The following is a 22705-nucleotide window of genomic DNA, read 5'->3' as shown; positions in this document are numbered from 1 at the left end:
AAGGATCAAGGGCAGCCCGGGTTCGGGCGCGTCGACGGGCGGCTCTTCGGGGGGCTCGCATTCCTCATCGTCAGGGTTGTCTTCATCACAGGGCGGTTCTACCGGCGGGATAACCACGACGGGCGGAATCACCGGCGGCACCACCGGCCAGCCAGGAAAGAAAGGCGGCGGCAATATGTCTACGGGCGCCGGTGGGGGCACTCGTTCTTCAGTTGGCGGAACCCGCCGCGTTTCCAGTGGGGCGACCGGATTATAACCGGCCAGCCGGGTCGGAACCGGACGGGGCGCTAAAAAGACTCGGCGGCGGCCCTCCTGGGACCTTCGTCGCCGCAGCAGCCGCAATTGACCACAATGTCATTGCGAATGTCGCCAACGGCGCGCGCATACCAGGCCTCGAACTCGTCTTCGGTCATGGGGCCGGAATCGTTCCTGCCGCCAATCCCGCCTGTAAAAAGGATCGCCAGTGCGATGATCGCGGCGGCGATAATGTTCGTGATGCCATTACCCAACATAAGTCACCTCAAACGCCCCCGGACCCATATTAACACTTTTTGGCGGGTGGTGGGGGCTCTCCAGCAAGCCTTCTCACAAGTCTTGTGCCAGATTCGGGCGGCTATATTTCGGGGTGAGTATGAGAAAAATCTCACAAAATCAGTAGGTTGGGCGTGAAATGCAGCGATTGTGGAAAACCGGATTGGGACTGGGCCAAGCAAAAACCCGCTGGAACTGTGCCGTTTCGGCGCCGCGTTTGGCTGAAAATCAGGCGGATTGACGCCTCCGGCTACCCAATCGGGCCCTCTCGTGGTAGGAAACGTTAACGACGATAGACGGGGGAGTCGCGTGGACGAGCGCGCTGATGGGCGCGGCTTCCGGAGTAAGCTTCTCAAGTTGAGGGCTAGGTTAAGAGGGGGTTTGAGCGGGTCTAATGCGGACGGGAGAGACCGGTCTTAATCTGATCAAGGGGTATGAGGGCTTGCGCATGTCTGCGCATTACGCCCCTACCGAAGAGTGGACTGTGGGCTACGGCCACACCAGTTCTGCGCGTCATGGCATGAGCGTCACTGAAGGCGACGCAGAGCGTCTCCTGAAGGATGACGTTAAGCCCATCGAACAGCTTATTGGCGACACAGTGCGCGCGCCGCTCAATCAGAACGAGCATGACGCGCTGGTGTCGCTTATTTTCAATATTGGCGAAGATAACTGGCGTCGGTCGACTGTGCTGAGAAAGCTCAACGCTGGCGATAAAATCGGCGCGGCCAATGCGTTCGAGCTTTGGACCAAAGCGTTTGTAAATAATGAACTGGCGACGCTTGATGGTCTTGTGCGTCGACGCGCGGCGGAGAAGTCGCTCTTCCTCATGCCAACAGATGCAGCGCTGGTTGTTCCGTCGTCTGATGTTCACCCGGCGTCCGAATGCGAGCCGGAATTCATTTCCGATCGCGTCTATAATGCGAAGCCGCTTGTTGATTTCGACGAATACAAAAAAGACGCCAAAAAATCCCTCTCGCCGGAAGAACGCGCGGCGCGGACACGCTCACTCTTTGCAGCAACACAGGCGCTATCCGGCGATCCGTCCAAGATGATCATTTCCAAGGCGGAAGAGCGCGCGGATATGGGTGTCACGATTGGCGCCTTGCTCGCAGGGTTGCTTGCGTTCGCGATGACTGGCGTTGGCGCCATTTTGCTGGTGGGTCAGGAAGCGCCGGGCATCGCCGAGGCGATGGGCCTTACCTATGACCGGTTTGCGACGATCTTTGAGAACCTCCCGATCTGGCTCTCCGGCATCGGCGCGGCCATGTCGTATTTCATCCTCTATATCCTTGTAAAACGTGCGGCGCGGCACGACCTGAAACGCCAGCGGGCCCGGGATCTCGCGCGTTTGCGTGTGGCGGAATAGCCCGGCGTAAAGCTCTTGCCGGAATGACATTGCACTTAATCAAATTATGCGCCGGCGCTGAAAGCGTTGATGATCTTGTCGCGCGGATTGACTATCGGCGCCGCGTCAATGAGGCGGCGGGGCAGGGCCGGGTGCATGACCATGTCACGCGGATGCACCCGCGGCGTGAAAAAGAGCTTCTGGACGGCGGTTCGATCTACTGGGTCATTAAAGGCGTCGTCCTCGCGCGTCAGAATATCCTTGGTTTTGAACGCCGGACAGGAAAAGATGAGATTGAGCGAACGGCGATCATTCTTGATCCGGCTTATATTCTGACTGAGCCGCAGCCGCGGCGCGCCTTTCAGGGATGGCGTTATCTGACCGGTGAAGATGCGCCGAAGGATTTAAAACAGAGAGGGCGGAAAAGCCCTTCACCGGAACTGGGAGTGGAACTCGCGGAATTGGGGCTGTTGTAATGCAGATGATGAAAACCTTGCTGATGGGAGCGGGCGCCGTTGGCGCCGCTAGCGTTGCATTGGTCGCTGTTCCTGATCATGACGCGGAAAAATCTGCGAATGCGAGTTCTGCAGAAAGTGAAATTTGCCTCAAAGGTGATCTTGAACTGTTCGAGGGCGTTTCGTCGAAGTGTTTTTCGCGAGACGAGTTGCTCGCGCTCCGCGACCGCCCCGTGGTCGACATGCAGGGACAGCCGGTTGCTGTCTCCATGTCCCACCCGACAGATATGAGCATGCCTGCCGAAGACTGCCGGACATGCCGCGATTATAGCGAGATGAGCTTTGATGGCTGGTACGCCCTAAGCTCGCGCGAGATGCGCCGCGAGGCCTACTTTGTGCGCGCTTGTGGAATCTTGGCGGCTCTGGCCAATGCGCAGCCGGCTGGCGCAACGTACTTTTCCAACGGCTCGCCCGAGGCGGAGGAAGTCGCATTATTCGCCGGGACGATGAAGTTCGGTGAAGCGGGCCCCAGCGAGGATATTCATGTTGAAAAAACGCCGGGAGCTATCTGGCGGATTTCTTCAGGAGATATGAACTGGCTTATCCATGAAATCGCCAATGCCGATTTCGACAATGACGGCGTGGAGGAAATCATGATCTTCACTGCCGGCGCTCCGGAAGGGGGCACAGCCTCTTTTTACAGCGCAGGCCTTCTGGAGAAGGATACAGCCGGGGCGGCGCTCTCCTTCACGCCGGTATCCTATGGTCGTGACAAGGCCGCTGGCGCGGGATTGTAAAGCTCATACGCTGCGTCTCGCGTCTTTTTTTTGAGCTTTTTCATCAAGGCATTGGACCCGCAGCGCGCGATGCTTATTATATAGGCGATTCTGGATTCTCAGGGAGAAACCGGCTTTGCCAGTCATCAGATATCTCGGCGCATTCCTGCTTTTGGGGCTTGTCTCAGCCTGTGCGTCTTTTCCAGGCGGTTCCCGTAACGCCCCTGTAAGCAGCGCCACAGATTCCGAAGCGGCCCAAGTCCAGGTTGCGGCGCTCGAATCGGAAGTGGTGAAGCTGAAATCACAGAATGCACGCCTCGCAAATGAACTTCTGGCGTTAAAACGTGAGCGCGACCAACAGCTATCGGAAGGCAATGCGCCGGAACTGAAAGATCCGGCGCCTGATCTGCCCCCGGCGCCTGAGATGTTGGTGGATGGCGGTGGGCCGCGCCCCAACGCTGTTGTCGACGATGCAGCGTCGCCTGCTCTCGCCAAGACTGATGTTCCTGTTGAGACCTCTCCGCGACTGGTTCAGCCGACTTTCGCATCCAATGAAACGGTTTTTGAAAATGAGGCCGAGGGCGACATTAAAACCGAAAGCGTGCTCTTCGGGGTCCATCTGGCTTCTTACCGTCACATGGAAGAGGCGCGCACCGGATGGCGGCAGTTGCAGCGGGAAAACCCCGATGAATTAGGCCTTTTGGAGCCGCGCCTTGAAGGCGTCGATGTGGAAGGAAAGGGCCGTTTCTTACGCCTTATCGGTGGCGGGTTTGCATCGAAAGACAAGGCGGAAGTGTTGTGCGGTCAGCTAAAGGCCAAGGGACTTTTCTGTTCCGTCGCCAGTTTTGAAGGCGAGCGTCTTTCGCTTGCTGAAAACGGCGGTTAGTCGCTTTCAGGCGGTGCGATGTCGAAAGCGCGTTCGTCGAAAGTCATACCTGCGAACTCTGCGGCGCCTTCATATCGCACCAAAAGCTCGCCTGCGCCAAGGGAGACATAACCGAACGGTATCGTGACCTTGCGGAGCGCTACATCAGTGTAGCCGGCGACGTTGTCACGCAAGCCGAGCAATTCTTTTTCGCCGCCCTCCGGTGTGTAGGTGACAATCAATCGTCCAAAGCTCGACCAGTCGCCTTTGGGTTCAATTGATGTTTCTAGCATCAAGAGGCCATCATCATCGCGTAGCAGGTGAACGTCTGTGATCTTGGCGCCGGCCTTGCCGCTATTGCGCAAAATCACCGGCGCCGACAGTCCCAGACTGACATCTACCTGAAGGCCAGTGCTTGCTTTGCGAAGAGCTGAGCGTGACGCTTCTGTTTCAATCAGCAAATGCGACCGGCGCTCGCCCTTTGGTAGTTTTGCGCCTTTCCTGATCTCTACTCGAACTTTCTGGCGCGCCCCAGGCTTCAGGCGAAAGTTTGCGGGAGAAACCACAAGCCAGGGCGCAGCGCTTAGCTCAGCGCGCAGCGATGGTGTAGCCGGGTCATATCCGGTTTCAGTCGCAGCCAAATCAGTCCAAGAGACTCTTGCGTCCATGATCCTGTCGGATGGGTTGGAGACGGTGAATTCTGCGGCCGGATGGTCCTCACTCAGGACCTGACGCAGGGGTGACAGCCCCATATCAGCCGATGCTGCGGGTATGGTTAGCGCCAGCGTTAATGCTGAAAGAAGCGCCGCCAGAAGGCCATATCTGTTCGCTATCGCCATAAGCCTCAGAATCGTCTCACAGTCGAAATTACACGGGGAGAGTTTCCCATGAGTAAGCAAAAAACATGAAAATCCGGCCTTCTGGGGCCGATAGCGGACGCATTGAATGACTCACGTAATCGTGCTCGGGAATGAAAAGGGCGGGTCCGGCAAATCGACAACCGCCATGCACCTCATTGTGGCCCTTTTGCGCTCCGGCAAGAAGGTCGGGGCGATGGATCTCGATCTTCGTCAGGGTAGCTTGACGCGATATCTGGAGAACCGAAAAAAGTTTTGTGAAAACAATGACAAAGAGCTTGTTTTTCCAAAGGTTGTTACGGTTGAGCCTTCTGCGGTGGACAGCCGTGCAGAGTCTCAGAAGAAAGAGACGGAAAACCTTAAAACCGCACTCAAATCGCTCGCCGGCTGTGATTTTGTCGTAATCGATTGCCCAGGCGCCAACACGCACCTGTCTCGGCTCGCGCATCTCCATGCGGATACCATCGTCACGCCGCTGAATGACAGCTTTGTGGATTTCGATCTGCTTGCAAAAGTGGACCCGGGAACGGGCAAGGTGCTAGGCCCCAGCCTTTACAGCGAGATGGTTTGGACCGCGCGAAAACAGCGAGCGATGATGGGCGTGCGTGGCGGCATCGACTGGATCGTGATGCGAAACCGTCTGTCCGCCACGCGGGCCCGCAACAAGAAAACCATGGGAGATAAGCTGGAGGAGCTGTCTTCGAGGATTGGTTTCCGGCTCGCCCGTGGTTTTGGCGACCGGGTGATCTATCGCGAACTCTTTCCCATCGGGCTGACTTTGCTGGATCTCGGTGGGGTCAATTCTCCAGTGCGGCTTTCGACCATGAGCCATGTGACGGCGCGCCTTGAAATCCGGTCGCTCGTGGCGTCCTTGAAACTACCCGTGGAAGATCACCCTGAGACCCAAACGTCGGACGATGGCGAGAAAAAGAGCGCTGCGGCCGCCTGATCCGTGGAAGACGGCATCGCCCTTGGCTGACCGTGAGTCTATGCTTGTCTCATGTCCCTGGCTCTGATCTCGCTTGTTATCGCCTTCGCCGCAGCGGGCTGGCTGCTGTTTCGTCTCGCCGGAAATCGCGAGGCGAGCGGGGAACGCCCCATGACGGTGATGAAGCTGGTCGTATGGCTTGCTTTGTCGGCGGCGCTGTTGGCGGCGAAACTCTGGCCGCTGGCTTTTATGGTGTTGATTGCGGCGGGCGGCGTAACGGCGATTGAGGCGTGGCGCGCGCGGGCTGGCCCGTCAGATGTCAGTGATGCGCCGCCTTCACCGCCGGCGCGTCGGATGAGCGAGGAGGAGGCGCTTTCCGTGCTAGGTCTCAAAACCGGCGCTGGAGCGGAGGATGTGCGCGCCGCTCACCGCAGGCTGATATCGCAACTCCATCCCGATAAGGGGGGTACGGATTATCTTGCGGCGAAGATCAACGAAGCGCGGGACTATCTGCTGAATAAATTTGACGGTTAATTTTTGAGTGCGTCAAACCGCGGCTTGATCGTATCTGGATAATAGGCATTCGCCCAATGAGCGATCTCGCGTAGCACCGGGCCTAACGCACAGCCTTTTTGCGTGAGCGCATATTCATATCGCACAGGATTACTCTGGTAGGCGGTCTTCGTGATCAGCCCATGCTCTTCAAGACGTTTCAATCGGTCTGCGAGAATGTTGGTGGTCATGTCTTCCGGGGATTTTAGAAAATTATTGTATCGACGAACGCCTCGAAAGAGGTCGCGGATCACAATTAGCGACCACTTATCCCCGACAATGTCGAGCGTCACCGCCAGCGGGCAGGGCGAACGTTTGAAAGTAGGCGTCTGGGCCATTAGGTCTCGCGAAGTCACTTTTTTATTGCAAGCTAGGCCAGCACCATGTAACTTGCAAAATAAAAGTTACTATATGATCCATGCTAGCCGGGAAAAGGGGAAGGCCATGCCGCCAATCCGCGTCTACCACTCATTTCGAAGCCCATATTCCCGGCTTGGCCTGCATATTCTGTCGCGGGAGGGGATTGAGGCTGAACTGGTGCCGTTTACGGGGCCGCCTGATGGCGTTGCATTCAACGATCCCGTCGCAAATCCGTTGAAACTCTCATATTACATGCAAGACGCGCCGCGCATGACAATGCGGATGGGGTTGCCGATTTTTCCGCCGCAACCTTTCGATGTGGATCTAGGGCCTTCTTACAAAGCGGCTGTCGCGGCGGGGCTTGCCGGCAAAGGGCTCGCCTATGCGCTTGTAGTTTCGGACGCCCGCTGGGGCAAGGGAAGAGACATCTCCGATCTGTCCGTGCTCGAAATTTGCGCGGAAAAAGCTGGCTGGGACAAGAGCGCTGTAAGCTCAGCTCAGAACGATTCAGACGTCGCAGCGGAGATGAAGCGGCATCGCGCGTTGATTTCGGAAGACGGCGTCTTCGGCGTTCCTTTCGCGGTCATGGGCCCCAGAAAATATTGGGGCCATGATCGCTTCGGACTGCTTGCCGAAGATGCGAATAAAGAGGCTCAGGCTACGCCTTGATGTGATTCCTCATCTGGCGTTTTCAGTTCTCTTTCATCACAGACACGGTTGCGGCCGGCGCTTTTTGCCGCGTAGAGGCACCCATCAGCGCGTTCGATCAATGTTTCCATTGTGTCCGGCGCATGCAACTGAGCAACACCCATGGACATGGTGATCACGCCAAGATCTTCATCGGTGCGCCGCTTGCGTAAACGACGTGACTCAACCGCGCAGCGAATTTTGTCAGCAAGTCTGTGAGCATTTTCAAGCGTCGTGCCCGGCAGCACAACGGCGAACTCTTCGCCGCCGTAACGGGCAAGCATATCCATCCCTTTGACATTGGCGTTCATAACCTCGGCCACGAGCCGCAGGACCTGGTCGCCAGTCTGGTGTCCCCAAGTGTCATTGAATTTTTTGAAGTGATCGATATCGCCAAGAACCAGCGCCAACGGCTCCCCATTCTCTTTGGCTTCACTCATATGCTTTTCCAGCGAACGATCAAACGTTGCGCGGTTGGCGACGCCGGTCAGGGCGTCCTGCATTGCTTCACGCTGAATGGCTTCAACATCGCGTTGCAGCGTGTTCACTTCTTCTATCGAAGCGGCGAGCCGGTCCTCCAGATATTGATTTTCTTCACGCATGGTTTTGGCGACGGAGATAACGCCTTCAAGGAGGGCGCCGACCGCGGGAAACTTTTCGGTGGAGTCGCGAAGCTGATCAGACATGTCCGAGAGTTTTTCGGAGTGGCCTTGAGCGCTTTCGCCAGTTTGCTCGACGATATCATAGAGATCGGTGACTTCGGTATGAAAGCGGGTCATCAGATCGATGACATCATTCGAGATGTCCGAGTGCTGGACAAGTTTTTTATAAAGCTGGTCCGCTTTTTCCTGCGTGACCTTGCCGGTGGAATCCATTGCTTTTTGGATATGAGCAGAAAGGGAAGGGTTCTTCCCTTCTACATGTGCATACCACAGCTCGTAATTTCGCGGCGTCGCGGCGAGCCCGGTTTTTCTCAACGCCGCGAGCGCTAATTCCGCAAACTGGTGGGTTGTTTCGTTATCCAAAATCATGACGCCCCTGAAACACAAACATGGGTGTCTCTCTCCCCGTTTCAGGAGAAACTAGGGGAGCGCAGTAAAGGATTGCCTAAAGCGCCGCTCATGGCTGTAGGCAAAACCCTGAAAAACGTGGGGTTAATCAGAAATTAACGGGCGACTTCGCGCATCAGGAAGGCGGGGACGTGATCGCCCAGCCCAACAACCGCTTCGTCCCGGCGTCGTGAGGAGGCGCCGCGAGCTTCTCCGTTTCTCCGGCGCGCCGGAGCGCGAGATTCGCTGCGCTGCGGCTTTTTCTGAGGCGCGGGGTCTTCTTCATCATTAGCTGCGACAGTTTTTTCCGCAGGCTCATCCGCCTGTACGGCTGGCTGATTGTCCGACTGGCTGGGTTCGGATTTTCGATTGTCGTGGCGGGAAGATGACCGACGTCCACGGCTTTCTTTCGTATCCTTGCCGCCTCGTGACCGGCTTTCCTGCGCAGGGTTTTCCTCGAAGAATTTTGAGAAATCGAGCGCCTCAATCTCTTCCGCGCCAATGGTCTTCAAAATAGCGTCGTAATGTTTGCTATCCGCAGGGCTAACCAACATCATCGCAGCGCCTTTGAGCCCGGCGCGGCCTGTGCGGCCAATGCGGTGAACATAGTCGTCAGAATGGATCGGCACGTCATAATTGAAAACATGGCTTACGGCGGGAATATCAAGCCCGCGCGCCGCGACATCCGAGGCGACGAGAAACTGAATTTCGTCGTTGCGGAACTTGTTCAGTGTTTCCGTCCGGAAGGCCTGAGCGAGATCGCCGTGGATAGGACGGGCGTTGAAGCCGTGTTTTTGCAGCGACTTCGCCACAATATCTACTGTCGACTTGCGGTTGCAGAAGATAATGCCGTTCTTCACGCCTTCTTGGCGAAGAAGTTCACGCAGGGCGTTGCGCTTTGTCTTGTCGTCTTTTGTAGGCACCCGGACAATGCGCTGGGTGATCGTTTCGGCTGTTGACGCCGGGCGCGAAACCTCAACCCGGACGGGGTTGTGCAGGAACTGGTCCGTAATGCGCTGAATCTCCGGCGGCATGGTTGCGGAGAAAAACAGGGTCTGACGCGTCATTGGCGTCATTTTGAAAATCTTTTCAATGTCGGGAATGAAGCCCATATCGAGCATACGGTCGGCCTCATCAATGACCATCACCTCGATGCCGCTGAGCAAGAGTTTGCCGCGTTCGAACTGGTCTATGAAACGGCCCGGCGTTGCTATCAGCACATCGACGCCGCGCATCAGTTTCGCATCCTGGTCGCCAAAGGAAACACCGCCAATCAAGAGCGCCATGGAGAGCTTGTGATTGACGCCATATTTCTCGAAATTTTCAGCGACCTGGGCGGCGAGTTCGCGCGTCGGGGCCAGAACCAGCGAGCGCGGCATACGCGCCTTGGCGCGGCCCTTCGAAAGGCGCTCAATCATCGGCAGCGTGAAAGACGCTGTCTTGCCTGTCCCTGTCTGCGCGATGCCGAGGACGTCGTGGCCCTGGAGCGCGGGGGGGATGGCTTCAGTCTGGATGGGGGTCGGATTTTCGTAGCCAGCCGCAGCAATAGCTTCGAGTAGTTTCGGCGATAAGCCGAGATCAGCAAAAGACATCGAGTCTCCGTTTGGGTTTTGCCGGTGTAACGCGGGTGCGCTTTTGTCCGGTCTGTCGCATCGGCGGGTTGTTGCTCTTCAACGCCCCGCTCTTCCGCCTTGGAAACGATGCGTCATCATGGGCAATGGGCCTTGAGGGCCGGTTGCTGATGCAAAATAAGCGCTGCGTCTTATCGTGGGGCCCGGGCGGATATCATCCGGGTAAGGCCGGTTGCGCGCGCTGCATCGCAGCATTGCGAGGCGGGAAGTAGGGAGCTTTCCGGGGAGAGTCAACGTTCAAGGGCCGATTTCAGGGAATTTGGCGGGGTTTTGGCTGGTCCGAAGCCCGGATGTTGCCTAAAATCCGCACATGATGCGCCAGACTAAGAAACTTCGCGCCCTGACGATTGTCGGGCTGATTTGCTTTACACAGGCCTCCCGAGCGAGCGAAGGGCTCGACAAACAAGCCTGCTCCTTTGACGGCTTCCCTTTATTTGGTGACGTGCAGGTAGTGGACAGTTTTCCCGATATCAGGGTTCAGATCGTGACGAGCTTTCCGGATTTGAAGGTCGAGACCGTAGAGAGTTTTCCGGACGATTGCGGGCAGTGGCGGTTTGTGGACAGTTTCCCTGATCTGAAAATTCAATATGTCGAGAGCTTTCCTGATTTGAAAATCCAGCTGGTCACCAGCTTTCCGGGATGGCCCTGATTATAACTAGAAAGAGAAATTTGATGCGGTTTGTCGTGGCGGCGTTATTTATAGCCTTGGCGGCTTGCGCTGGTGAGAAAATTGACACCGGGCAATCTCCTGCGGGCAGGTTTATGGAACAGATCGCGAGCCATTGCGGCAACTCCTATCAGGGAAAAGTTGTGTCTACAGACGCTGCTGATGCGGATTTTGCGCAAAAAAAGCTGGTTATGCAGGTGCGAGAATGCAGTGAAGATGAGCTGCGCATTCCGTTCCATGTCGGGGGTGATCACTCACGCACCTGGGTCATTTCACGCACAGAAGAGGGGTTGCGCCTCAAGCATGATCATCGTCATGCGGATGGCTCGGAAGACGCTGTTACTCAATATGGCGGTGACAGCGCTATGATAAATGCCGGTCGCGCAGAGTTTCCGGTCGATCCATTTTCCATTGAGTTGTTTCAGCGTGAAGGACTGGAAACTTCGGTGACGAATGTCTGGGCCATGGAAATCTCGGATGATGTTTTTGCGTATGAATTATCGCGCGAGAACAGATTTTTCAGGGTGGAATTCGACCTGACGACGCCAGTCGCCGCTCCACCGCCACCCTGGGGCGCTGAAGGCTAAAGCGCGTTCGCGCAACTTTAATATTCGGTAAGCTGATAGTCCGCCGACTTCAGAAGTCCCGATAGTTGCTCGCTTTTCCGGTCTTACCACTTGTTTTCTTGAATACCATGCCTCGGAACGGAGCCGTAAAAGCGGTGTTAACCATCCGAAGCCAGATGGAGAAAACCGCTATGCGTATTTCTGCAAAAGTTAAGTTGCTTGCCTCATCCATGTTCATAGGGCCGCTCGTTCTTGCAAGCGCCGGCGCGCAATCCAGCGCCGATGATTTGAACGCTCAGGCGCTGTCCGATTTCCGCACTGGAGCTGAAACTGCGTTCGAGACAGAGGCCACCACGCCTGTCTATGACGACACAGATCTCGACCCGCGCGGAGAAGGCGATATGGACCCTTCGCTGGAGGCCGATGTTGATATGGATGCATCGACCGATGCCGAGATGAGTGTCGACGAGCCGCTCTACGATGAGACTGATCTCGATGCACGCGGTGAGGGAGACATTGATACGGAAGCCACCGTTGAAACCGACGCCGATGATGCTTGGGACGATGTCGAGGATGCTGCGGATGATGCAGCAGACGACATCGAAGACGCCTCGGATGAGACGGGTGAGTGGATTGAAGACGCCGGTGATGATGTCGGTGACGACCTTGAAGAAGCCGGAGACGAAACTGGCGATTGGGTTGAGGACGCGGCCGATGACACGGATGATGCATTCGATGAGGCCGGTGACGAAATGGAAGACGCCGTCGACGATGCCGGTGATGCGATTGAAGACGCCGTCGACGAAGTCGACGACCCGATGAAGTAAGGTCTAACCGCAGATATGTGATCGCACCGCAGGCCCATCCTGCGGTGCTTTTTCATGGGTAGAACTATTTCTTAAAGAGCGCCCTGGGCGTTGCGTTCATCGCGCGCATATAAGGCTTCGCGCGTTTCTTCGGGCATGCGCATGGCGTCAATGCGGGCTTTTTCTTCCTTGAACTCGGCTAAAGCCGCGCCTTCCAGAGTTTTGCCGGTGGTGTCGATTTTCAACCGTTGCGGGTTCACCGCTGTGCCGCGCAGGTGGACTTCATAATGAAGATGTGGACCTGTCGAGCGCCCGGTGGTGCCCACATAAGCGATAATGTCGCCTTGCCGGACGCGTTTGCCCGCCCGCATGCCGCGGGCGAAGCCGTTGAGATGAGCATAGGCAGTTTCATAGCCATTGGCGTGACGGATTTTCACGTAATTGCCAAAAGAACCGTAGCGGTTGGCGCGTTCGATAACCCCATCGCCGGCGGCTTTGACCGGTGTGCCGCGCGGCGCGGCGAAGTCGACCCCTTTGTGAGCGCGGCGATAGCCGAGGATCGGGTGTTTGCGTGAACCGAACCCGGAAGAGAGGCGCGCGCCGTCAATCGGCGTTTTCATCAGAAGGCGTTTTGCGCTTTGTCCTGTGGCGTCATAAAAATCCGGCCGGCCGTCATCGCCAAGAAACCGATAATAGCCTTTTTCGCGTGATCGGCCGCGCCAGTTGAGGCGCGCAAAAAGAATGTCTCCGGCGGAAACGAGCTTGCCCTGATCATCATATTTGACTTCAAAAATTGCTTCGAACTCATCGCCGCCAAAAATCTCGCGCTGGAAGTCTACGTCATAAGAAAAAGCATCAGCGAGATTGGCGATCACTTCGTCAGGCGCGCCTACATGCTTGGCGGACATGTAAAGACTGCCATTGATGCGTCCGGCGATAGACATAATCCGTGTGGTTAACGGCACAGTTTTCTTTTCTGCGACCATCTCTCCGCCATTGACCCTTTTCATGAGGATTCTGTTTTCGGCGTCGGCGCGAAATTCAAGGCCGAGGAGGCGTGCGTCCGGGGCGTTGTGTTGCGCAGCCATTTCAAAAAGCGTCTGGTTCGGCCACCCGACGGTCAGTGCAAATTCCTGCCCCGGCAGCAGGCGGCGCAAATCCTGATGCTTGCCAAAAGCATAGGCTGCGGCGTTGGCGTCAGCTGCGGAAATTCCCGCGCGTTTTAGCGCCTCGACAAAGTTTTCACCTCTGCTGAGACGAACGCGAATTTCTTCCGGTTCCTGCGCAATATCGGCAGCGAAGACTATGGCGGGCGAGATCCGCAAAATGTCTTTGCGGACCAGATCACTTGCAAAAAAGACAGGCGGCGGGCCGTCCTCATTTGACGCGTATTGAGTTTTCGCAACCTGCATCAGGCTGACGGGCGGCGGCGTGGGGACCTCCGGCTTCAGGCTTGGCGCAACGCCGGCGGTCTCAACAAGGTCAGTTTCTGTCGCGGCGACTTGCATCTTTGCGTTCGGCTTGATCCGGGGCGAGAGCCCTTGCGGGGCAGGGGGCTCAGCGCCCGCGAGCGCCAGCGGCGCGCGCGCAGCCCGCGACTCCGCCAAAACCGCTTCGATCGAGTCCTTTGCGCCAGTCGCGTCATCCGCTGTCACGGCGTTTTTGGTGGATGCCGGGTTAACGAATGGCGCAACTTTTTCAGCGCTGACCGGAAGCGCGGTTGCGATCGGCGCTTCGGGCAGCCGGGTTGGGGTCGAGGCTGCGGAGAACACCAAAAAAGCGCCGCCGGCGATCAGCACTGTCAGAGCGGCGCCGAGAGCGGCCGGGCCCCTGCGCTTGCGCTCAAGCGGGCAATAGGCGTCGCCGCGCCCTGTAAAGGTCTGACCTGTATGAACAAACTCGTTCGACATCTGCGCTTCGCCGCCGGTTTACTGCGCTACGATTTGCCTTTCGGCGGCCGTATCGCGCCTATCCTCGCACGCCTCGCCAAAGCTCGCAATTTCTTGCATTCTGTTGACGCCGCGCAGGGCTGATTAGACGAAATTGTCGTTAATCAATAGAGAAAAGCTGCGGTTGTGTTTGAGGGGTTGAGGTAACGCCATGCGGACGGTGCGGTTTCTGGCCATTGTCCTTGTGCTCACGGTCATTCTGGCTGCGGCTGTCTGGTTTTTCCGCCTGCCGCTTGCCGGATGGGGGGTGCGCGCCGCCATGGCCTCTGCGGGGCTGGAGGCGCCGCAGGCGCGCGTGACGGCGCTATCGCTCGACGGGATCAGGCTTGAGGAGGTGGCGGCTGGTCCAAAGGAGGCGCGCGGCGTCTCCTTTGAAGCGATTGAGGCGGATTTTCACTGGCGGCGTTTATGGACCGAGCGCGCGGTCGATACGCTGAGAGCAGGGCCCGGCGTGTTGCGTCTTCGCATTGACGAAACGGGACGTATTTTTGTTCCAGGCCTGCCGACGGGAGGAAGTGGGGGCGATGTGTCGCTCCCCTTTGACCGGGTGAGCCTCAGCGACGTCGCGGTCCTTGTGGAGGCGCCTGTAGGAGGCGCCCGCGGGCGCGTGAGCGCTGACTATGACATCCAAACGGGCGGCGAAGCTTCACTTGATCTGTCTTCGGACAAAATTACCTGGAGTCATGTTTTGCTTCAAAATGTAGAAAGCACAGCTCAGCTTTCGCTTTCTGCGGAAGGAGGCGTCACCCTTTCAGCGTCGTTTGAAGGTGATGCGCAAACCGATAGCTTAAGCGCGCGCAACATTGCCTTCAATGCGACAGGCGAAGGCGGATCATGGCGTGACCTTATTGCGGCTGATGGAAAAGGTCTCGCCGGGACTGCGCGGATTGAGTTTGAAACGCCAGAGATAGAATTGCGTGACAGTGATCTCCAGGCGCTGACCAGCGCCGCGCAGATGCAGACTGTCTTCGGTGAAAAACTGCAAAATGCAGCGTTGGCGGGGGCTCTGGATATTGTTTTTGGGGAGGACCTTTTTCAGGTTTATCTCTCCGCAGACACGGATACAGAGGCGCTGGCTCTAACGACGCCTGAAGGAGCCTCCCTTACATTTGCAGCGCAAGGCAATGCGCCATTTTATGCTCGCGCCAATGGGCGTGATATGGCTTCCTTTCAATTCGTGCTGCAGTCCGACGGCGCTGATGCAAAAGGTGCAGCCGATTTAGAACGCGAAGGAGACAGCTGGCGTATAGCAGCGCCAATTGATATCGGAGCATTTACATCTGAAGCGCTTTCACTCGATGGCAGCAGCATCGACATATCAGCCGAAGCAACAGGTCCAGATATCGTCGCGGATCTTGCACTCAAGTCGGGTCTGCGCAAAGCGAAGATTGGCAGGCTGACAATCAATGATGCGCCTTTCAACGGCGCCTTCCGCATCACAGCTGACATGAACGCGCAACGCGCGCGCGTTGTGAGCAAGACCGATTGTTTTAACATTGATCGCGGTCGTGGCCGGCTTGATGGACAGGAACTGGATATCCGGCTTTCTGAAATCACTCTTTGTAACGCTGAGGGACCGCTTGTCGTTTACACATGGACGGGGGAGGCGGCCTGCACTGTTTCAGGTGAAATCGCCGCCCGCGATGGATCAGTGCGATTTGGAAAGACCGTTGCCATGGGCCGCCCGCCTGTTGTGCGCTTCGATGCGTCTTATCATCCGGCGCAAAAACAAACGACGATTAAGGGAGGCGTCGCCAATGGCGCCATGACAATAAATGACGCGATCGAGATGTCTGGCGTCATAGGCGAATTCGATTTCGAACTTGATGCGCAGGACATGACAGCGCAAGCGAGTGTCAATCGTTTGCGTATCGCACAGCATCAGGGACCGGAAAGCCGTCTGTTGATGATCGCCCCCGTGATGGCCTCTGGTGAGGCGCAGCTTGAAGGGGCTGAAACACGTTTTTCCTATGCGCTGACAACACCCGAAGGCTTCCGGCTTGGCGCCGGCCTAGGTGTCCATCATATGCAAACCGCCAGCGGTGAGACTACTCTGACGCTGGAAAACCTGACGTTCTCTCCGGTTGGTCTTCAGCCGAACCGGATATCGCCCGCATTGAAGGGGATTGTGAATAACGCCGACGGCAGAATGGACGGCGCCGTCCGTTTTGCCTGGGGGGCGTCCGGGTTTGAGTCGACGGCAGAGTTGTCGCTTGAAAAAATTTCGTTCGCCGGCCCGACGCAGGCGGTCACGCGAACGAACGGCGTCAGCGGAACCGTTAGGCTGACAAATCTCTTCCCGGTTACAACGAATGGATTTCAGACTATCAATGTCGCCAGCGTTGACATGGATGCGCTGCAGCTGGGCGCTGGCGTTATCACGTTTGAGTTGCCGGGCGACAATACTGTCGGCATTTCCGAGGCGGCGTTTCCCTGGTTCGGCGGACAACTCGCCGTTGAAGATGCAACCGCAGGATTTTCCGGTGAGGCGCTGATTCCGTTGAAGGCGCGCAATGTAGACCTTGAACAGGTTTTCGATTTCTTTGATGTCGAAGGTCTATCCGGCGAGGGCATATTGAGCGGCGACTTGCCGCTTATTTTCGAAGGCGGACGGGCGCGCATTGAAAATGGACTCATTCAGTCTCAGGGACCTGGCGTCATCAGATATGTGGGGCAGGCGGCGACGCAGGCTTCAGCAGCAGGCGAGAACGCCAAAGTCGCTTTCGATTTCTTACGTGACCTTCGCTTTTCGGAGATGGAAGTGACGATCAACGGAGCGCTTGATGGCGAGATCAAATTTGGCATGCGCTTTGAAGGATTTGGCGATGTGACAGTGCGCAACCGTAACGTAAAGGATGTGCCTGTTCTCTACCGCATCAACCTTTCGGTTGAGAATATCGACCTCCTGCGTCAGGCCAATATCTCTGAAGTCATTAAGTCGAGGATTCAGATGGAGCTTTCTGATGAGGATTGAGCTCAAATGCGGCGAAATCCAGTCTTGGGGCGCATGAATTAGCCTATTTTTCGCCTCAGACTTCGGCTACTTTAACAGGGTTGCGTGTGACGGATATCACTAGGAAGGCGGAGGGCAAACCTTCATGATGAAAACGCGGAATTTGTTGTTTGTGGTTTTGGCTCCGGTTGCGATGGGGCTTGCCGCCTGCAACACCGTCAAACTTGAAGGCGGAGAGAAGCCGATTGAGGTCAATCTCAACGTCAATGTCACCGGTGAGGTGCGCGTTAAACTCGAGCGTGAGATCGAGGACGCAATCGCCCAGAACCCGGACATTTTCTAAGGGGGATGCAACATGGAATATTCGATGAAAAAAACGTTCATTATGGGCGTCGCGGCTGCGGGGCTTGTGCTGTCAACGCTGATGTCTCCGTCACTTGCGGCGAGCGCGCTCGTGGAAAACGCCAAAAACAACTGCATCGTCGGCGAACAGGCGGACGGCTATATGGGCGTTGTCACTGGCGCTGACGCCAGCGCCGATCTGCGCCGTGAAATTCGCGATATCAACCAGCAGCGCAAGGCGGTTTACGCAAATCTCGCCAAGCGCAATGGTGTGACCGTTGAGGTTACAGCCGCGCTGACGGCGGAAAAGCTGATGAACCAGGCCACGCGAGGACAATGTATCCGTGATGCTTCCGGCGTCTGGATCAAGCGATAAGAACAAGCCAGCATCGCGCGAATCAGGGATAAGGGAACTTTCAGCATTGAGAGTTCCCACCCATGTCCGAAGCATTTGATATTACGCCGCCCGATGATGAAGGTCCCGATGCGCTTGCGCTGTCGGCTCTCCTTTCCTCCCGTGTCTGCCATGATCTGATCAACCCCGTAGGCGCGCTCAGCTCGGGCCTTGAGGTGCTTGATGACCCTTCCATGGAAGGGGCGATGCGCGATGCGGCCATGGACCTCATTCGATCGGGCGCTCAGAAGGCGATCGCGCTTCTGTCCTATGCCAGGCTCGCCTATGGCGCCGCCGGCGGGTTTGGGGCTCAGATCAGCCTTGAAGACGCCCAGAAGGCGCTTGTCGATCTCTTCGCCATCACCAAGGCGGACCTTCAATGGCATATCGGCACCGGACTGGCGGCGAAAGAAAACGTCAAAGTGCTGATGGTGCTCGCCTATGCGGCCGCCGACAGCGTTCCGCGTGGAGGCACTGTCTCGATTGAGGGCGATATTGAGAATTTCACCATCACGGCGACGGGTAAGAAACTTATCTTGAATGATGCGCTTGTGCGCGCCCTCGACGGCGACGACACCGATATCACCCCGAAATTCACACCGGCCCTGATCGCCTCGCGGCTGATCGAATCGGCAGGCGGCGCCATTAAGGTGGAACGTACAGAAGAGGAAGTGGTTTTCCGGGCGGCTTTCGGTTCTTAATCTCGATTAACACATTCCTCACCACGGCGTTAATCCTGTGCTAACGAGGTCAGTGCAAAGTTGAGCCAGATCCCCATCAGAAACGGATTTCTGGCCATGACCGCATCGAAGACCTGCCTTGTCGTTGACGATTCCGAACTCATTCGGGAGATCGCCGGCCGCATCATCACTGATCTCGGTCTGGAGGCCGACGACGCCGCTGATGCTTCGGCCGCGATTGAATATTGTCGCGCCGAAAAGCCGGCCGCTGTTTTTCTTGATTGGGACTTGCCGTCCATGGGCGCGCTCGACTTCCTGCGCGAAGCGGCGTCGCTCGAGGGAGACCGCCCGGTGATTATCCTGTGCGCGACGGAAAATGATCATCAGCAATTTACACTCGCCAAGGCGGCGGGCGCCGCGCACCATATACTCAAACCGTTCGATAAGGGCGCGATTGCGGCGAAGCTTGCGGAAATCGGTCTGATCGATCCCGTCTCGGAAGCCGCGAACGGTTAGACGCCGTATAAAATAATTCGCCCGGCTCGCAATTTGTCATAGTGCGGTCACGGTGAATGGGTTTATCTCGTTGCCATGTCGCTGATCCAGCTTATTGTTCTTGCCGTTATTCAGGGGATTACGGAGTTTCTTCCGATCTCCTCCTCGGCGCATCTGATCCTTGCGCCCCTTGCGGTGTCAGGCTGGGCGGATCAGGGGCCGTTGATTGACATCGCCGCTCATGTGGGATCGCTGGTCGCGGTGCTCCTGTACTTCCGTGAAGAGACCGCGATGTTGTTTCGCGGCGGCGTTGATATGCTGCGCTTCAAGCCAAGCGATGACCGCAAACTGTTTTTGTTCATTGCTGCGGCCACCATTCCGACTCTGGCTCTGGCGGCTGTGTTTGTGCTTTTTGATATAACGGACGCCTTGCGCTCGCCTGTGGTGATCGGCTGGACCAGCATCATCTTCGGCGCTCTTTTGTGGCTCGCAGACCGGACGAAGGGCGACCGCGAAGGTCTGGACCGGATCACCTGGCGCGACGCCATCGCGATTGGTCTGGCTCAGATGATAGCGCTTGTTCCCGGCGTTTCGCGTTCTGGCATCACAATGACCATGGCGCGGTTTTTAGGGATGACGCGCACCGAGTCAGCGCGGTTTTCCATGTTGCTCGCAATCCCGACTATCCTTGCCCTCGGATTTTTTGCTGCGATTGAAATCGCACGGGAAGGCGCCGGCGCAACCATGTCCGGCGCCGCCATCGTCGCGGTGCTGTCTTTTATTTGCGCTTATGCCGCGATTGCGATCCTGATGCGCTTGACGCGCAGCATCAGCTTCACGCCTTTCGTCATCTACAGAGTCATTTTCGGGATCATCCTCCTTGCCATGGCGGGAACACTTGCGGCTGGCTGAAAAGCCTCGTGAGGGCCGCAAAAACGTCTTGGCTTTGGCTGATTTTCTGGTCATGACTCAGTCGTGATTTTTGAAAGCCCGTTATGGACGCCTCTCTTCTCAATTCCGCACCGATCACCGCTGATGGCGTCCGCGCCGCCGCCGCGCGCCTGTCCGGCAAGGCTGTGCGCACGCCGCTGATAGAGAATGCAACGCTCAATGAAATGGCGGGGGGGAGGGTGCTGCTCAAGGCGGAAGTCCTCCAGCATTATGGTTCATTCAAATTCCGCGGCGCCTATAATCTTGTGTCGCAATTGACCGAGGAAGATCGGCGCAAGGGAATTCTCGCCTGGTCGTCAGGCAATCATGCGCAAGGCGTTGCGCTGGCGGCCCGCATGTGTGGCGCTCATGCGACGATCATCATGCCGGCCGACGCCCCTGCGATCAAAACTAACAATGTAAAAGCACTTGGCGCCGACATTATTTCTTATGACCGCTACAGCGAAGACCGTGAGGCGATCGCCGAGCGCATCATTGCTGAAAAGGGCATGATTTTGGCGCCGTCTTTTGATCATCCGCATATTATTGAGGGACAGGGAACGGCGGCGCTGGAGACCCTTGAAGAGGCAACCGCGCGAGGCCTGTCTCTGGACGCGTTTATCGTGTGTTGCGGCGGTGGCGGCCTGACAGCGGGCTGCGCCATAATTCTTGAAGATGTTTCACCGCAGACCGATGTCTGGATCGCCGAACCGGAAGGGTTTGACGAGACCTGGGCGTCGATACGCGACGGGGTTCGCCATCGCGCTGATGTCAGCCGGCGCACTATTTGTGACGCCATTGCGAGCCCTTCCCCGGGACGGCTCACTTTGCCGATTATGGAGCGGCTCGTGCGCGGTGGGCTAACGGTTACGGAAGAGGGTGTCCGCAGGGCGATGATCTTCGCATGGCGGGAGTTGAAGCTGGTGGTGGAGCCGGGCGGGGCGGCCGCTCTGGCGGGGCTCCTTTCCGGGAAATTTGACGCCCGGGGCAAGACGACGGCGCTGACGCTTTCCGGAGGGAATGTGGATGCGCCTCTTTTCGCAGCAATTCTGGAAGACCGCCCGCTGCCGGCCTGAGGCGGCCAAGCTGGGGGTAAACCTTTACACCGCCTTCACGATCTCGCGTGTGGAAAAGGCGGATATTGAATTGTTACAATATATCCCCATATCGAAATCAAATGAAAATGGCGGCCTGGTCATCAAAAGGCCAAATGATCGTCATTTCTGATCGGTAAAGAAAACTATCGGTTTTTATGTCCGGCGTTCACGGTTTGCTAGCCAGTTTTCCTGCAAAATCAATAAAACGCCCGGATCCAGATGAGAGGGATCTGACAAAGGAAAAGACCCATGACTTTGATGAAAAACGGCGCGATTTTTAATGACGGAGAAGAGAAGTCCCTGTCTGCGCGTGATTTCGCAGAGCTCGGAGGGCGTAAACTCGTCTATGTGCGCACGGTAGCCGCACGCGATGTCCTGGATGACCTCATGGACGACGAAGGCGAGTTGGCCATAGAAATCGAAGACGGCGATATTCTCTATTCGGTGCACTCGTCCAGCGGAGAACGGCTGGCGCTTGTGGGCGACCGCGATCTCGCTTTCGCGGCGGCGCGCCAATATGAAATGAACCCCGTCAGCGTTCACTGACGTTTCAAGCTATTCCAGAAAACTGAATTACGCTTAAGCCGCGTGGTGCTTTTGATCCGCCGTGGCGATGGCGAACAAGGCTTCCGCCGAATCGGCGCCGCGAAGGGCCTCCCGCGCATCTTCATCGCGAAGTAGGCGGGAAACTTTGGCGAGCGCCTTCAAATGCGCCGCCGTGGCGTTGGCGGGCGCAAGCAACATAAAGACGAGATCAACGGGCTGGTCGTCGAGCGCATCAAAGCTGACAGGCGCTTCCAGACGCGCCAGCACGCCGACAATCTTTCCGAGACCTTCAATCTTGCCGTGGGGCAGGGCGACGCCGTCGCCTACGCCCGTTGAGCCCAGCTGTTCGCGTTCCAGCAGGGTCGACATAATATCCGCAGCCGGCCGGTCGATTAGCCCGCTTGCCTTGTCGGCAAGCGCCTGCAGCGCTTCGCGCTTGCAGCTCGCCCGTAGGTTATGGATGACGCCCTGAGGGCTGAGAAGGTCTTCAAGTCCCATTACGCTCACGCAAACTCTTTCACCGGCTCCGCACCCCTACGAATAGTTCAAGTTGTTAAGAAGTTCCTTAAAATCGGTCCGTTCGACCGAGGGTGTCAGCCTCGCCGCGCCGTCAGCGAGGCCGCCTTTAGCGCTAAGAGGCCCCGGGATCAACCCATCCGATATGGCCGTCGCGGCGGCGGTAGACCACATTGATTCGCCCGTGCGCCGCGTTCTTGAACACCACCGCAGGTTGTTCAGCCAGATCGAGCTGCATGACCGCTGCGCCAACCGTCATTTCCCGCAAGGTTGTCTGGCTTTCAGCCACGACGACTGGGTTAGGATCGGCCTCGTCCTGGTCGCCTTCCTCTTCCTCAGCCAGCGGCTGAAGCATGTAATAGGAGGCGCTCTCTGCAGGGAGGGGCTCCTTACCATTGGTGTGATGCTTCTTTAGCCTGCGCTTATAGCGCCGCACCCGTTTTTCCAGCTTTTCCAGGCTCTCTTCAAAGGCGCTATAGGCGTCCCCGCCTTCGCCATGAGCCGCCAGAAACACGCCAGAAGCGAGATGGGCTGTTACATCACAACCAATGAGATGACGCTCCTTGGAGAATGTAACGGTCGCCTCGGCACCGCGATCGAAATATTTGTGAACGCTGTCTTCGAGTTTGTCAGATACATGGTTTTGCAGGGCGTCGCCCAGATCCATGTTTTTACCGCTGACCTGAATGTCCATTGGACCTCCTGAAAGTGGCGGCTCTCCCCCGGAG

General features: G+C 57.0%; 26 protein-coding genes. 18 read left to right on the top strand and 8 right to left on the bottom strand.

Annotated features, from left to right (window positions below; translation table 11 throughout):
* Positions 1-287: 287 nt before the first annotated feature.
* On the bottom strand, positions 288-512 hold the full coding sequence (locus ACFOOP_RS17800; RefSeq protein WP_379882504.1) for a hypothetical protein: 225 nt from the start codon (positions 510-512) through the stop codon (positions 288-290).
* Positions 513-925: 413 nt separating this feature from the next.
* On the opposite strand from ACFOOP_RS17800, the gene ACFOOP_RS17795 reads away from it, so the two are divergent.
* From ACFOOP_RS17795 to ACFOOP_RS17780, 4 genes are all read left to right on the top strand, one after another.
* The gene (locus ACFOOP_RS17795; protein ID WP_379882503.1) at positions 926-1897 is read left to right on the top strand and encodes a lysozyme; all 972 of its coding nucleotides are present in this window, start codon (positions 926-928) and stop codon (positions 1895-1897) included.
* Positions 1898-1920: 23 nt separating this feature from the next.
* Positions 1921-2352, top strand: a complete 432-nt coding sequence (locus ACFOOP_RS17790; protein WP_379882502.1) for a DUF1489 family protein — start codon at positions 1921-1923, stop codon at positions 2350-2352.
* Positions 2352-3128, top strand: coding sequence for a hypothetical protein (locus ACFOOP_RS17785; RefSeq protein ID WP_379882501.1), 777 nt, complete (start codon positions 2352-2354; stop codon positions 3126-3128). The genes ACFOOP_RS17790 and ACFOOP_RS17785 overlap by 1 nt, the downstream gene beginning before the upstream one ends.
* A gap of 115 nt (positions 3129-3243) precedes the next feature.
* Positions 3244-3993 (top strand): SPOR domain-containing protein, encoded by a 750-nt coding sequence (locus tag ACFOOP_RS17780; protein ID WP_379882500.1) that lies wholly within the window; start codon positions 3244-3246, stop codon positions 3991-3993.
* On the opposite strand, the gene ACFOOP_RS17775 is transcribed toward ACFOOP_RS17780, so the two are convergent.
* Entirely contained in the window at positions 3990-4811 is an 822-nt protein-coding gene (locus ACFOOP_RS17775; RefSeq protein WP_379882499.1) for a fimbrial biogenesis chaperone, read from the bottom strand. The two genes, ACFOOP_RS17780 and ACFOOP_RS17775, sit on opposite strands and share 4 nt — an antisense overlap.
* A 106-nt stretch (positions 4812-4917) precedes the next feature.
* On the opposite strand from ACFOOP_RS17775, the gene ACFOOP_RS17770 reads away from it, so the two are divergent.
* Entirely contained in the window at positions 4918-5778 is an 861-nt protein-coding gene (locus tag ACFOOP_RS17770; RefSeq protein WP_379882498.1) for a division plane positioning ATPase MipZ, read from the top strand.
* A gap of 51 nt (positions 5779-5829) precedes the next feature.
* On the top strand, positions 5830-6291 hold the full coding sequence (locus ACFOOP_RS17765; protein ID WP_379882497.1) for a J domain-containing protein: 462 nt from the start codon (positions 5830-5832) through the stop codon (positions 6289-6291).
* Here ACFOOP_RS17765 and ACFOOP_RS17760 read toward each other — a convergent pair.
* Positions 6288-6647: a winged helix-turn-helix transcriptional regulator gene (locus ACFOOP_RS17760; RefSeq protein WP_379882496.1), complete on the bottom strand. Its 360-nt coding sequence runs from the start codon at positions 6645-6647 to the stop codon at positions 6288-6290. The two genes, ACFOOP_RS17765 and ACFOOP_RS17760, sit on opposite strands and share 4 nt — an antisense overlap.
* A gap of 106 nt (positions 6648-6753) precedes the next feature.
* On the opposite strand from ACFOOP_RS17760, the gene ACFOOP_RS17755 reads away from it, so the two are divergent.
* Positions 6754-7338, top strand: coding sequence for a DsbA family protein (locus ACFOOP_RS17755; protein WP_379882495.1), 585 nt, complete (start codon positions 6754-6756; stop codon positions 7336-7338).
* On the opposite strand, the gene ACFOOP_RS17750 is transcribed toward ACFOOP_RS17755, so the two are convergent.
* On the bottom strand, positions 7323-8387 hold the full coding sequence (locus ACFOOP_RS17750; protein ID WP_379882494.1) for a GGDEF domain-containing protein: 1065 nt from the start codon (positions 8385-8387) through the stop codon (positions 7323-7325). The genes ACFOOP_RS17755 and ACFOOP_RS17750 overlap by 16 nt on opposite strands.
* Before the next feature lie 134 nt (positions 8388-8521).
* Positions 8522-9997, bottom strand: a complete 1476-nt coding sequence (locus tag ACFOOP_RS17745; protein ID WP_379882493.1) for a DEAD/DEAH box helicase — start codon at positions 9995-9997, stop codon at positions 8522-8524.
* A gap of 352 nt (positions 9998-10349) precedes the next feature.
* Between ACFOOP_RS17745 and ACFOOP_RS17740 the strand changes: the two genes are divergently transcribed.
* From ACFOOP_RS17740 to ACFOOP_RS17730, 3 genes are all read left to right on the top strand, one after another.
* Positions 10350-10685: a 7(1) septoil knot domain-containing protein gene (locus ACFOOP_RS17740; protein ID WP_379882913.1), complete on the top strand. Its 336-nt coding sequence runs from the start codon at positions 10350-10352 to the stop codon at positions 10683-10685.
* Positions 10686-10798: 113 nt separating this feature from the next.
* A complete protein-coding gene (locus tag ACFOOP_RS17735; RefSeq protein WP_379882492.1) occupies positions 10799-11290 on the top strand; it encodes a hypothetical protein in 492 nt (163 codons plus the stop codon).
* A 170-nt stretch (positions 11291-11460) separates the two neighbouring features.
* A complete protein-coding gene (locus ACFOOP_RS17730; protein ID WP_379882491.1) occupies positions 11461-12096 on the top strand; it encodes a hypothetical protein in 636 nt (211 codons plus the stop codon).
* A 71-nt stretch (positions 12097-12167) separates the two neighbouring features.
* Here the strand turns inward: ACFOOP_RS17730 and ACFOOP_RS17725 are convergent, their stop codons facing one another.
* Positions 12168-13985: a peptidoglycan DD-metalloendopeptidase family protein gene (locus tag ACFOOP_RS17725; RefSeq protein ID WP_379882490.1), complete on the bottom strand. Its 1818-nt coding sequence runs from the start codon at positions 13983-13985 to the stop codon at positions 12168-12170.
* Between the two features lie 190 nt (positions 13986-14175).
* Here ACFOOP_RS17725 and ACFOOP_RS17720 point away from each other — a divergent pair, with 190 nt between their 5' ends.
* From ACFOOP_RS17720 to ACFOOP_RS17685, 8 genes are all read left to right on the top strand, one after another.
* Positions 14176-16998: an intermembrane phospholipid transport protein YdbH family protein gene (locus tag ACFOOP_RS17720; protein ID WP_379882489.1), complete on the top strand. Its 2823-nt coding sequence runs from the start codon at positions 14176-14178 to the stop codon at positions 16996-16998.
* Positions 16999-17122: 124 nt separating this feature from the next.
* A complete protein-coding gene (locus ACFOOP_RS17715) occupies positions 17123-17320 on the top strand; it encodes a YnbE family lipoprotein (RefSeq protein ID WP_379882488.1) in 198 nt (65 codons plus the stop codon).
* 24 nt (positions 17321-17344) lie between these two features.
* Positions 17345-17695, top strand: coding sequence for a YdbL family probable chaperone protein (locus ACFOOP_RS17710; protein ID WP_379882487.1), 351 nt, complete (start codon positions 17345-17347; stop codon positions 17693-17695).
* Positions 17696-17757: 62 nt separating this feature from the next.
* Positions 17758-18414: a histidine phosphotransferase family protein gene (locus tag ACFOOP_RS17705; RefSeq protein WP_379882486.1), complete on the top strand. Its 657-nt coding sequence runs from the start codon at positions 17758-17760 to the stop codon at positions 18412-18414.
* A 96-nt stretch (positions 18415-18510) separates the two neighbouring features.
* On the top strand, positions 18511-18909 hold the full coding sequence (locus ACFOOP_RS17700; RefSeq protein ID WP_379882485.1) for a response regulator: 399 nt from the start codon (positions 18511-18513) through the stop codon (positions 18907-18909).
* Between the two features lie 75 nt (positions 18910-18984).
* The gene (locus ACFOOP_RS17695) at positions 18985-19800 is read left to right on the top strand and encodes an undecaprenyl-diphosphate phosphatase (protein WP_379882484.1); all 816 of its coding nucleotides are present in this window, start codon (positions 18985-18987) and stop codon (positions 19798-19800) included.
* A gap of 83 nt (positions 19801-19883) precedes the next feature.
* Positions 19884-20894 (top strand): threonine ammonia-lyase, encoded by a 1011-nt coding sequence (locus tag ACFOOP_RS17690; protein ID WP_379882483.1) that lies wholly within the window; start codon positions 19884-19886, stop codon positions 20892-20894.
* Between the two features lie 270 nt (positions 20895-21164).
* Complete coding sequence (locus ACFOOP_RS17685; RefSeq protein ID WP_379882482.1) at positions 21165-21461, top strand: DUF1150 family protein; 297 nt, start codon at positions 21165-21167, stop codon at positions 21459-21461.
* 33 nt (positions 21462-21494) lie between these two features.
* On the opposite strand, the gene ptsN is transcribed toward ACFOOP_RS17685, so the two are convergent.
* A complete protein-coding gene (ptsN, locus tag ACFOOP_RS17680; protein ID WP_379882912.1) occupies positions 21495-21959 on the bottom strand; it encodes a PTS IIA-like nitrogen regulatory protein PtsN in 465 nt (154 codons plus the stop codon).
* A gap of 133 nt (positions 21960-22092) precedes the next feature.
* A complete protein-coding gene (gene hpf / locus ACFOOP_RS17675; RefSeq protein WP_379882481.1) occupies positions 22093-22671 on the bottom strand; it encodes a ribosome hibernation-promoting factor, HPF/YfiA family in 579 nt (192 codons plus the stop codon).
* Between the last annotated feature and the right edge of the window lie 34 nt (positions 22672-22705).

This window comes from Hyphococcus aureus (assembly GCF_042643165.1).
GTDB lineage: Bacteria > Pseudomonadota > Alphaproteobacteria > Caulobacterales > Parvularculaceae > Hyphococcus > Hyphococcus aureus.
Note: the sequence above shows the minus strand (reverse complement) of the source record. Positions and strands in the feature narration are given on the sequence as shown.